At 32.2% G+C, this 11,913-nt stretch carries 15 protein-coding genes; 12 read left to right on the top strand and 3 right to left on the bottom strand.

What is annotated here, in order from left to right; translation table 11 throughout:
• The coding region (locus tag BHF71_RS11610; protein ID WP_084024410.1) for a transposase at positions 1-177 on the bottom strand (177 nt) is incomplete at its 3' end.
• Positions 178-265: 88 nt separating this feature from the next.
• Positions 266-1,870 carry an alkaline phosphatase family protein gene (locus tag BHF71_RS07885; protein WP_069657124.1) on the bottom strand — a complete coding sequence of 535 codons (1,605 nt, stop codon included), beginning with the start codon at positions 1,868-1,870 and terminating at the stop codon, positions 266-268.
• A 170-nt stretch (positions 1,871-2,040) separates the two neighbouring features.
• On the opposite strand from BHF71_RS07885, the gene BHF71_RS07880 reads away from it, so the two are divergent.
• The 12 genes from BHF71_RS07880 (at position 2,041) to BHF71_RS07825 (ending at position 11,266) form a co-directional block, all read left to right on the top strand.
• On the top strand, positions 2,041-2,346 hold the full coding sequence (locus BHF71_RS07880; protein ID WP_069657123.1) for an MTH1187 family thiamine-binding protein: 306 nt from the start codon (positions 2,041-2,043) through the stop codon (positions 2,344-2,346).
• A 113-nt stretch (positions 2,347-2,459) separates the two neighbouring features.
• A complete protein-coding gene (locus tag BHF71_RS07875) occupies positions 2,460-2,978 on the top strand; it encodes a YqeG family HAD IIIA-type phosphatase (protein ID WP_069657122.1) in 519 nt (172 codons plus the stop codon).
• Between the two features lie 2 nt (positions 2,979-2,980).
• Entirely contained in the window at positions 2,981-4,090 is a 1,110-nt protein-coding gene (yqeH, locus tag BHF71_RS07870; protein WP_069657121.1) for a ribosome biogenesis GTPase YqeH, read from the top strand.
• 46 nt (positions 4,091-4,136) lie between these two features.
• Positions 4,137-4,985: a shikimate dehydrogenase gene (locus BHF71_RS07865; protein WP_069657120.1), complete on the top strand. Its 849-nt coding sequence runs from the start codon at positions 4,137-4,139 to the stop codon at positions 4,983-4,985.
• A 52-nt stretch (positions 4,986-5,037) separates the two neighbouring features.
• Positions 5,038-5,331, top strand: coding sequence for a ribosome assembly RNA-binding protein YhbY (gene yhbY / locus BHF71_RS07860; RefSeq protein WP_069657119.1), 294 nt, complete (start codon positions 5,038-5,040; stop codon positions 5,329-5,331).
• A gap of 10 nt (positions 5,332-5,341) precedes the next feature.
• On the top strand, positions 5,342-5,947 hold the full coding sequence (locus BHF71_RS07855) for a nicotinate-nucleotide adenylyltransferase (protein WP_069657118.1): 606 nt from the start codon (positions 5,342-5,344) through the stop codon (positions 5,945-5,947).
• On the top strand, positions 5,937-6,530 hold the full coding sequence (yqeK, locus tag BHF71_RS07850; RefSeq protein ID WP_069657117.1) for a bis(5'-nucleosyl)-tetraphosphatase (symmetrical) YqeK: 594 nt from the start codon (positions 5,937-5,939) through the stop codon (positions 6,528-6,530). Before BHF71_RS07855 ends, yqeK begins: the two co-directional genes overlap by 11 nt.
• On the top strand, positions 6,530-6,886 hold the full coding sequence (rsfS, locus tag BHF71_RS07845; RefSeq protein WP_069657116.1) for a ribosome silencing factor: 357 nt from the start codon (positions 6,530-6,532) through the stop codon (positions 6,884-6,886). Before yqeK ends, rsfS begins: the two co-directional genes overlap by 1 nt.
• Positions 6,886-7,779, top strand: a complete 894-nt coding sequence (locus BHF71_RS07840; RefSeq protein ID WP_069657115.1) for a CvfB family protein — start codon at positions 6,886-6,888, stop codon at positions 7,777-7,779. The genes rsfS and BHF71_RS07840 overlap by 1 nt, the downstream gene beginning before the upstream one ends.
• A complete protein-coding gene (locus BHF71_RS07835; RefSeq protein ID WP_069657114.1) occupies positions 7,769-8,506 on the top strand; it encodes a class I SAM-dependent DNA methyltransferase in 738 nt (245 codons plus the stop codon). Before BHF71_RS07840 ends, BHF71_RS07835 begins: the two co-directional genes overlap by 11 nt.
• A gap of 495 nt (positions 8,507-9,001) precedes the next feature.
• Positions 9,002-9,508 carry a hypothetical protein gene (locus BHF71_RS07830; protein WP_084024408.1) on the top strand — a complete coding sequence of 169 codons (507 nt, stop codon included), beginning with the start codon at positions 9,002-9,004 and terminating at the stop codon, positions 9,506-9,508.
• A gap of 435 nt (positions 9,509-9,943) precedes the next feature.
• Entirely contained in the window at positions 9,944-11,266 is a 1,323-nt protein-coding gene (locus BHF71_RS07825; protein WP_176717331.1) for an MFS transporter, read from the top strand.
• A gap of 440 nt (positions 11,267-11,706) precedes the next feature.
• Here BHF71_RS07825 and BHF71_RS07815 read toward each other — a convergent pair.
• A partial coding sequence (locus BHF71_RS07815; RefSeq protein WP_141705358.1) for an integrase core domain-containing protein occupies positions 11,707-11,913 on the bottom strand: 207 nt, incomplete at its 5' end.

Raw genomic sequence — 11,913 nt, 5'->3', positions numbered from 1 at the left:
AGGATCTATGCTTGGTCTGCCGTTATCTAAAGAATAGGTATCTTTAACCAAATCGTATATAAAGCTAAAGTCAATTGCTTGATCTATTTTCCTAACCAAATGATCCTCTGGTACCAGATCCTCTATTGATACTAATTCAACTTGAGTTCTCACATCTTCCTTACGCTTTGTTAACATATTTCTCCCCTCACAAGATATTTATTACAATATCTATTATACAAAAAAAGCTTGTAGATTTGTCTAAATAAAAGGAGTAACTTAATAGTTACTCCGTTTTCTTTAAAAGATCTAAAATAAATGGTTTTAGATCTTCCATTCTTAAATATTTCGGTTTTTGGTTTGTTCCCGTTATGATTAAGGGAACTAAAGAATCTACTTCATGCAGAGAACCGTGCGATCCTCCACCGATATGGGTTGGTGAGGCATCTCCAACTAATTCATAGCCTGGTCTTACAGTAATCACAATAAATTTACCTTTGTGGGAGTATAATGCTCCTGATAACCTGCTTAAAGCATTTGGATATTTGCCATATGACAAAGAATTTTCTTCTTTATTGACATTGATGTCTAACACCTCAGTATCTCCTGTTATTTGCCATTGTTGTTGATAAGGATCGATAAATCCTTTCCCTTTTTTAAATCTCATCTCTTTATTTGTTCCGCCTTGTAATACGTGATTCCAACCATTTTCCTTCCATGCAATAATATCTATTTTGGATTCTTTTTTTAAGACATTAACAACATCTGTTGTCCTAAGATAAGGCTGCAACAGATAAATATATGCCATTCGTTCATTGACTGCAAGTACTATCTCGTTTTCATCAGTTATTTTTTCAGCAGATGGTAGAACGTTGAATTTTTCTAAGATTTTATATAAAGGAACAATAGGATCGTTCCATCTGGAAAACACTTTAGACTGTCCACTGTCACCGATAATAATGAATATTGTATTATCTATTGCTTTTTCCCAACTTCCAAAGCTATCTAGCAATGATTGAAGTTGTTTATCTACCTCTTTTATGCTATTCGTATCATTTGGCCCTTTTTTATGAATTTGTTGGTCCATATCAGGAAGATATATGTAGGTAAAATCAGGTAAACGATTATTTTTTATTAAATATTTAAGTGTTTCTACAGCATAATCATTATTAAAACCTTTACGTTTAGTTAGGCTATCTTCTAGTTTTTTCATATTGTCAAGAGGATTAGAAAAAGCACCAAGGCTTAAAAAATCTGGCCCATATACTTTTATCTTTTTTGGCAAGCTTGTTAATCCATATATCCATGGTGGTAAAGTTATTGAATGAGGTATTTTTCCACGATATATCAATCCATTGACCGAACCAGATGTTAAATTTAAGTTGGCCAAATCCTCATAAACAGTTGATACTTTTTTATTAAGATGTAACTGATTAAGGTTTACTATGGAATCGGTCAAGACTTGATTGATTCCATCATATAAGATTTCTTTACTACCGGTACCATAGTTGATAATTCTATTTTCCTCTGAAGAAAACCAGATCAATCCTGGTATGTGATGTTTAGCTGGAGTTGTTCCAGTGAGTAAGGTACTATCTATAGTTACAGACATTGTTGGAAATGAACTTACTAAATTGCGATGGAATTGCCCTTTATTAATCAGAAATTGAAAGGCAGGTAACTCCTTATCTTTTATCCCTTGCTCGATGTTTTTTGACATTAAGGAATCAATCATAATCATAATTACTTTTTTATTTTTTTGCTTGCTAGATAATGTTTTTACTCTTGATAGATCTGCTTCATTTTGCTCGGGTGTTAACCACCCTATACCAATAATCAGAATGGAAAAGAATATAAGAGATATTAAAAACCAACGCCAATACTTGATCATTTTCAACATTCCTTTTCATTTGATCATTATTAACATTTTTTTTAGAAGATAATTTCTGGTTTATTTTTTGTTCTAAAAGGAAAATTTATTATAGATAAAAATATGGTCATTCTTTTTAACTTTCTGATAGAATTAATAAGGTAAAGTTCAGTTAAGGAGTGTGGATTAAAATGGCAATTGTAGAAGTTACTATTACTCCACTAGGCACAGCTACAACTAGTGTTAGTCATTATGTGGCTGAAGTACATAAAGTATTGGAAAAGGAAAATCTTAAATACCAACTAACACCAATGAGCACCATCATTGAAGGTGATTTAGATGATATATTGGCTGTAGTAAGGAAAATGCATGAGGTTCCATTTGAGAGGGGGGCTTTACGTGTATCAACGTCAATTAGGATTGACGATAGAAGAGATAAAAAAGCCTCAATGGAACAAAAATTAAAATCTGTAAGAGCAAAATTAATTAAAGAATAAATATTATAAAAAAATGGGATAAACATTTTTGCAGTTATCCAATTAAATATGGTATAGTTATTGCCGATAGACAAAGATTTGAATTAATAATTATTTTTAAGGAGTTAGCTGTTATGTTGCTTAAATACTTTGCTCCAGATTTATATGTTAAATCGATCTATGATATTGATTTACAAGCACTGAAAAAACAAGGAGTTACAACTATAATCACTGATCTTGATAATACTTTGGTTGAAGCAGATTCACCTGACTATACACCAAAGTTAATCAAATGGTTAGATGATTTACAGGAACTTGGATTTAAAGTAATAATCGTTTCCAATAATAATAAGACTAGGGTAGCGGAATTTGCTGAACCATTAACTGTTCCATATATACATCGGGCAAAAAAGCCTACTAAGGCTGCCTTTAAAAAAGCCTTGCAAATATTAAAATCGTCTGCAAGTGAAACCGTAGTTATTGGTGACCAGCTTTTGACCGATGTTTTTGGTGGAAATCGTATGGGGTTATATACGATATTAGTTATCCCGATATCTGAAAAAGAAGGATTAGGTACTAAGATTAACAGGAGCATTGAACGAATAATTTTACCTTGGATGAAAAAACGCGGATTGATAACTTGGGAGGATTAACTATGAACGAGATCAAATACTGTGAAGGATGTGGAGTTGAATTACAAACTGAATTTCCTAAGAAAATCGGATATATTCCTCCATCTGCTTTAGATAAGGAACAACACATCTGCCAAAGATGTTTTCGCATTAAGCACTACAATGAAGTAATACCAATTGAAATGGATGAAGATGATTTTTTACAGATCCTTAATAATATTAGTATGTCGGATAGTATAGTTATTCATCTTGTAGATTTATTTGACATAGATGGTACTTTTATTACGGGATTACATCGTTTTATAGGTGATAATCCTTTTATAATGGTAGCCAATAAAATTGATCTTTTTCCAAAATCGACTAACAAGATCAAAGTGAAACAATGGTTAGCTAATTACGCAAAGGAACATGGTCTTTTCCCAGAAGAGATATTTTTGATCAGTGCCGAAAAAAACATCGGTTTGATGGATGTGGCGCAATATATAGAAGCTAACAGGAAAGGTAAAGATGTATTGGTTGTAGGAGCAACAAATGTAGGTAAATCAACCTTCATCAATCGTTTAATTCCTATTATTCATCAGGATACTGAAATTGAGCTTACAACATCTCGATATCCCGGAACAACTTTAAACATCGTTCGTATTCCATTATCAGATGGGAATTATATAATCGATACTCCCGGAGTTATTCATAAAGAGCGTCTAAGCGAATGGGTTTCTCCAGAAACTCTAAAGGCCATTTCCCCTAGAAAAACAATTAAGCCTAAGGTATATCAGCTAATTGGCGAGCAAAGTTTATTTTGGGGAGGATTGGCGAGAATTGACCAAGTGAGAAAAACACGCAATTCATTTGTTTGTTATTTATCCAATGATATACCAATTCATAGAACGAGAATAAATAAAGCTGATGAAATATATGATAAGCATCTTGGCGAACTATTAAGCCCTCCATCTAAAGAAGAGGCAGAATTATTACCGCGATTCCAAAAACATTCATTCAAAATTTCCGGCAAAGGTAAAACAGATGTAGTTATTTCAGGATTAGGTTGGGTAACCATTGATGGTGAGGTAACAAATGTTGACGTCTATGTTCCTAAGGGGATAGGAGTACACGTAAGAAAAGCATTGATTTAATAAAATATTATATTTTTTTGGGTAAGCCTTAGATGGGGGAGTATATATGATCAATAGTGAAACCCAATTGATTGCTTTAATCGGTCATCCAGTTATTCATTCCAAATCACCACAAATGCATAATGTGATGTTTGAGAAATTAGGTTTAAATTATCGGTATATAGCTTTTGATGTTAAAAAAGAGCAATTAGAGCAGGCGATTACTGGGATTAAAGCACTAAATATTAGAGGGCTAAATGTGACAATACCTCATAAGGTAAATGTTATGAGGTACTTAGACGAAATTTCTAGTGAAGCTAAGGAAATAGGGGCAGTAAATACCATAGTTAATCAAAATGGTATCCTAATCGGGTATAATACTGATGGGGAAGGTTATGTTCGTTCCTTAATTGAAGAAACTGGTGTTAAGTTAGCTGGGAAAATGGTATTACTTTTAGGTGCCGGAGGTGCAGCTAGGGCTATCGGTGTTACGTTATCTAAACATTCATTGAAAGAAATAGTTATAGTCAACCGGGATATTGAAAAAGCAAAGGAATTACAACGTAAATTGGGTAAGAACATACCTTCATCTGTTATAACTACAAGCCAGATTAAATATTTTATCGACAAAATTGATATAATTATTAATACTACCTCCGTTGGTATGTATCCGAATACGGGGGAGAGTTTAATCAAGCAGGAATGGATTAGTTCTAATCATATTATTAGCGATATCGTTTATAATCCAATAGTGACTCAGCTAATTTTAGATGGACATCAAAAGGGAGCTAAAATTCACAGTGGATTAGGAATGTTTGTTTACCAAGGAGTTATTGCTTTTGAAAAGTGGACAGGAATTACCCCTGATCCTCGTATTATGAGAGAGACAGTATTAGACTTATTGACGATAAATTAAACGTCTTTGACTGACCAATTGAAAAATAACAAATTGAGAAAGGTAGAGATAAATGTTAACAGGAAAACAGAAAAGATATTTACGTTCATTAGCACACCATCTTGATCCGATATTTCAAGTTGGTAAAGGTGGAGTAAATGAGAATATGATAAAACAAATTAATGAAGCATTGGAAGCTAGAGAGTTGATCAAAGTATCAGTATTAAAAAACAGCTTAGAAGATACAGATGAAGTTGCAATGGCAATTGTTGAAGGTACTAAATCTGAACTCGTTCAAATTATTGGACATACCATAGTATTATATAAGGAATCAAAAGAAAATAAACAAATTGAGCTTCCGAGGTAACGAGATAACAATGAAGAAGATTGGTATTTTAGGCGGTACGTTTGACCCAATACATATTGGACATCTGATTGCGGCTGACCAAGTTTTATTTCATGCAAAATTGGATGAAATTTGGTTTATGCCTGCTTTTAAACCTCCGCATAAGCTTAACACCAATATTACCCCTATCCAACATCGTCTAGAGATGTTGAAGTTAATCCTAGGGATTGACCCTCGTTATAAAATATGCACAATTGAATTAGAGCGAAATGGACCTTCTTATACTATTGACACAATGAAGGAATTAAAAAGCAGGTATCCAGATGATTCTTTTTTCTTTATTATTGGTGGCGATATGATCAAGTACCTACCTTACTGGAAAGGTATAGATGAATTGTTGAAAATAGTTAAATTTATCGGGCTAGAAAGGCCGGGATATAGCTTAAACCAAGAGATGGGCGAAGAAGATTATCTTACCATGCAGATTGGTAAAAATGTTGAAATGGTCCCCATGCCACAACTTGATATTTCATCTTCAATGATCAGAAATAGGGTTAGGAATCATAGAGAGATTCGTTTCTTAGTTCCAAAAGATGTGGAACAATATATTAAGGAGCATGGGCTTTATGGAGAATAAAATAGCTTTATTAAAATCTGCTTTAGAAAAACAAGTAACAGAAAAACGTTTTCTTCATTCACTTGGAGTTGCTGAGACAGCAAAAGAATTAGCTGTTAGAAATGGAGCAGATGTAAAAAAAGCAGAAATAGCTGGATTATTACATGACTTCGCCAAAAATTGGCCTAAGGAAAAGATGATTGAAATAATCGTGAAATATCAAGAACTTCCTAATGATCTTTTAGAGTATAATGAAGAACTATGGCATGGCCCCGTTGCTTCAATTATTGTACGAGAAAAATTGGAAATCACCGATAACGATATAATTATGGCGATCCGTTATCATACATCTGGAAGGGAAAAAATGTCCCTGCTAGAGAAAATAGTATGTTTAGCCGACTACATAGAGCCCTTAAGGCAATATCCTGGGGTTGATGAGATAAGGAAATTGGCCAAGCTAGATCTTAATCAAGCACTACTTACTGCTTTGGATAGAACGATAACATTTTTAATTCAGAAGAAGTCCAAAATATATCCATTAACCTTTGAGGCAAGAAACTCTTTAATAGATGAAATTGGTAAACTAACAGAAGGAGGATCATAATGGGATTATCTATCAAGGAAATAGCACTATTAGCTGCAGAAACGGCAAGTAGTAAAAAAGCAAAGGACACCGTTATTTTAGATATAAAAGGATTATCATTAATTGCTGACTATTTTGTGATCTGTAGCGGTAATTCAGAAACGCAGGTACAGGCTATTACAAAAGAGATAAAAGACAAAATGGCAGAAGCAGGCATCGAAATTAAAGGTACTGAAGGGTTAGACCAAGCGAGATGGGTACTTATCGATTTGGGAGATGTAGTAGTTCATGTCTTCCATAAAGAGGAGAGGGAGTTTTATAATTTAGAGCGTTTGTGGGGAGATGCACCACGAATTGAATTTGAGGAGAATGAATAATGAAATTAGTGACAGGTAGATATCACCTACTTACTGTGGAAAGGGAGTCACCATTCGGATATTTTTTAAGTAATGGAGAAGAGGATGTTCTGCTTCATTATTCAGAAACAGATGGTAGAAAAATCAAGATTGGCGAAAAAATAAATGTCTTCCTATATAATGATCATAAGGGAAGGATTGCCGCGACCTTAGCTCAACCCAAAATACAATTAGATGAAGTGGATTTTCTAGAAGTTAAAGATTTTCAACCTAAAATGGGCTATTTTTTAGATAATCAAATTAGTAAACAAGTGTTACTTCCAATCTCTGAACTACCAGAGGATAAAAGAATTTGGCCCGAGAGTGGAGATTGGTTACTCGTAAAACTAGTTCACGATAAGCAAAAAAGACTATTAGCGGCACTTGTTAAAGATGAGGTGGAGATTAAGGAATATATCAAAAAGAAAAAGGGTCCGCGTGAAGATAATCAATTACTAGATAAAAAAACCTTCATCGAGGGAACAGTTATCCATCATCTAAGTATGGGTACTCAAATTTATTTGGAAAACAATCAAATAGGATTTCTTCATCGTTCTGAACGACTATCTGAATTGAGATTAGGCCAGAGAATCATGGTGAGGGTTTCCTATATTCGAGAAGATGGCAAGTTAAACCTTTCGATGAAGCCTTTAAAGGAAGTAAGTAGAATTGAAGATGCAGACAAAATACTAGAAATACTTGTTTCCCGCGGGGGTGCGATGCCATACTGGGATAAAACTCCACCGGATATTATCAAAGAGAAGTTTAATTTAAGTAAATCCGCTTTCAAACGGGCGTTAGGAAAATTGATGAAGGATGGATTGATATATCAAGAGGAAGGATGGACATATTTAAAAAATAAAAATGAGCTATAAAAAATTTGCTTATGTTTACGACCAGTTGATGAAAGACGCTCCTTATGATGAATGGATTAAATTCACCAAGGAAATAATTAGTAAATACAAGATTAACCCCAAAATTATAGTTGATCTTGGCTGTGGGACAGGGAGTATAGCGATTCCTTTAAGTAAAGAAGGATTCCAAGTTATCGGTGTTGATTTATCGACGGATATGTTATCAATAGCTTATGAAAAAATGATGTTAAATAATACTTCCTTCCCTTTATTAGAACAAGATATGAAGGATTTTAATCTAAATACTACCGTTGATCTAATTATAAGTTATTGTGATTCATTAAATTATTTAGAGGGAATAGATGCTTTAAGACAGACATTTGTCCAAGTTTATAAGCATCTAAAATCAGATGGGTATTTTATCTTTGATATGCATTCGCCCCATAAGATTACCAATGTCTTCAATCAAACTTTTGCCTGGAATGAGGAAGATATTTCTGTAATCTGGTTAACAGATGTAGATGAAGTACAATTATCCGTTGAACACGACCTTACCCTCTTCGTTGCCAATTTAGATGGAGCTTATGAAAAAATTCATGAGGTTCATCAGCAAAGAACTTATTCCGTTGATACTGTAGTTAAGTTGTTAGAGGAAGTAGGATTTAAACCACTTGATGTATTTGGAGATTTTAGTTTGGGCCCTGTTACTGAAGATACGGAACGGATCTTTTATGTAGCAAGGAAATAGTTGAATATACTTTTCCAAAAAGATTTTATTATCGGACTTGAATTTACGCCTAACGATGTATTCGTTGGGCTTTTTTTAATGTTGCGCAAATTCATTGCAAAAAGGTCGGATTATCGAAGGTATGATATACCTATTTTCCCAATTTACAGCAATAAGATTATTTAATATAATTTACTGTGAAGAGGATATATGTGGTAAAAACTCCATTTTACAGTACTATTAATTGGGGCGATTCTTATCTTAAAGAAATTGTACTTAGCAACTTTACAGAACCAGTGGAACAACCTCTGCTTTTGATAAGTCCTATAAGCTTGAAGATATTAGAAAAATCTCTTTTAAAATAAAATGGACGGGAATGAATATTTAGAAACTATCTATACAGATATTGATTTTGATTTTAGTAATATGCATTCAATTAAATAACAATAATTACGATACTAATTATTCAGATAGGACAGAGAGGAATAATGGGACAAAAGGAGGCGAGTGTTAATATTGAATAAGTACATATTTATATTTATTTTAATATTAATGATATTTTTTTCGGGCTGTTCTTCAAAAAGTAACTCAGAAATAGCAAGTGAATATCTTAAACATAAAGGATACACTGTTATTTCATATGAAGGAAATATTGAAACTTACCAGTTAACTAAAGAAACATTAATACAGCCTCGTTATTTACTTTTATGGAGTGTACAGAAGACTAATCCGTTAGATTATATTGGTAAAAAAGTGTATGTAGAAAAGTTTATAGTAAAAAATCATCCCCTTGATGTATGGGAATCTGGCTTATTAAAAAGTTCAGGCAAAACTGAAGTTCATTTATTTATAATTGATAATAAAGTTATAGGAGGTATATCTGCACCTGTTATAAAAGGAGATAACTCTAAAATTACGAGTAATATTTGGTCTTTAGAAGGAAAAACCATATCCGAAATTCATTCTATGAATTTCAATACATGGAAGAAACAGTTATTAAGAAGATTGGAAAAATACAACTAATTACAACTAACTACCAACTAGTTATAGTTGAAACTTCTAGTAGAATCCCCTTAAACTTTTTCAGAGTACAAGAAGTACTTCAGACGTAATGGATGGTCTTCCTTAATATCCCTAGTGCAAAAGGACATTATTTATTATGGTTCTACTGAAAAGTTCAATTAGTTAATAAATAAACTTGAAATAATAGTATATGACGACTGAATTTGTACGTTTCAAAAAAGATGTATAATAAATCGCAAATCTGAGTTATAAAACGTGGATCATTTTCCCACTCAAATAATAGGCTGAGAATTTATCAAAAAATTTTTAATATTCATAAAAAATCCTTGACGAACATTAGTGAACTGAATAGTATGTATTTAGATATATTTCCATCGTATGTATTTATAGGTATATATGCTAATATTAAGAAATAAAATGCAAGGAGAAAAAAGAATGGAGAATATTTCTGTTGAGAAAAAAACTAATATTAACTACAAATTAAACTTCTTACTGATATTTTTAGGTAGAGCAGTTTCTGTTTTGGGAAGTGCAATATTTAGTTTTGCGTTAAGTTTATATGTATTAGATTTAACCGGTTCTGCAGCAATATTTTCGTTGTTAATAAGTTTGAATATATTGCCATCAATATTTGTCAGTTTTTTTGGCTCGGTTTTTGTAGACAGATTTGATAGAAAAAAAATTATCGTCTTTTCTGATTTATTAAGTGGGATTGCAGTTTTAATTTTTGCAATAATATTTAGCTATTACCCTCAAAGCGTATCAATTTTTATGGGTTATGTAATAATTATAGGTGTAATTCAAGGTTTTTTTCTCCTTGCAGTAAATGCATCAATTCCTAATATTGTTAACGAAGAAAGAGTTGCTTCAGTAAATTCTTCAATACAATCTTTACAAGCAGTAGTAAGTATAATAGGTCCAATACTTGGAGCAACCTTGTATAATTTGTTTAATATGGAGCTGATCTTAATAATAAATGGAATATCATTTTTATTATCAGGAATATCTGAAATATTTATTGTTTTCAAAAGAACTATCGAAGTAAAGCAAGACAAATTAACGATTAAAAGTTATTTTAATAGTCTTAAAGAAGCTATTGAATACTTGAAAGTTCAAAAAACAATAAAATTCTTACTTATATTTGTAGTGATAATAAACTTTATTTATCAACCTCTGATAATTATGGTGATTACATTTGTTACCTACCAAGTATTGAAAGTGACAGGTTTTCAATTAGCTTTGATAGAAGGGGCGTCATCCTTAGGAGTGATCCTAGGTGCAATCATTGTATCTTCATATAAGTCAACGAATTCACTGATAATGAAATTTTTTAAATTACTATTTATTCAATCAGCATTAATAGTTTTATGGGCTTTTCCCAAATTACCGGTATTTACAAATGCATCTAACTGGGTTATTACGGTGATATTCATTTTTATCTTGATGTTACTGGCGATGATTAATCTTATTCAGTTCATTCCCGCTATTTCATACTTTCAATTACAAATTCCCGAAAATTTAAGAGGGCGTGTACAAGGAATTGCTAATACTGCTGTGATGACGTCTGCACCTTTGGGGATTTGGGCATATGGACTTCTACTCCATAATGTGAATTGGGTATACCTACCTATAATTTCCGGCATTATCTTGGGTATAGTAGCTTACATCGGTAGTAGACATAGACATTTTAAAGATTTTGTGAATACTCTGGGATTAGAAAGTGGACTTTCGCGGACTGAATTACAAAGTAAAGCTTGATATAACTAGGTAAACTTGTAGGGTAGTAACCCAATCCAATTCATTGTTTCAGAAATTCCATTAATTTGAACCTTTATATTTATCTAGTTTGTCAAGAATAATTATTAACTGGTATTTGATCTTAATGGATCAATGCTTTTCAGTGGAAAATTCTCTGCGAAAGTTGAGTTATAATAATTTTGAGGTGTTTATGCTACGGAAAAAATTTTTGCTATTGGTAGTAGTTTTATTATTTATATCTAATATATATTTGATTGACTTAAATTTAAAAAATAAGCAGAGTGAACAAAAGTCTTTTTATACTAAAATAAAGGAAACAATTGAAAAAAATTTTAATCTAAAAGAAATATTATATATACAAGTTTTTGAAAACGATATACTAGTTTTACTTGAAGACAACTGGATTTGAGTCAATATATTGGACACAAAAAAGTTAACTCTTATGCTGAATGTTTCAATTGATCTTCGATGGCTTGAGGAGTCAAATAACCTAAAGCACTATGTATTCTTCTTCGGTTGTACCAGCCCTCAATATATTGAAAAATTGCTATCTTAGCAGAATAGTAATCTAGATATTGCACGTGATTTACTTCTTCTTTTTTCAATATAGCATGAAATGATTCAATACAAGCATTATCATAGGGATT

This window comes from Vulcanibacillus modesticaldus (genome assembly GCF_001730235.1).
Lineage (GTDB): Bacteria > Bacillota > Bacilli > Tepidibacillales > Tepidibacillaceae > Vulcanibacillus > Vulcanibacillus modesticaldus.
This window is presented reverse-complemented; position numbering and strand designations above follow the sequence as displayed.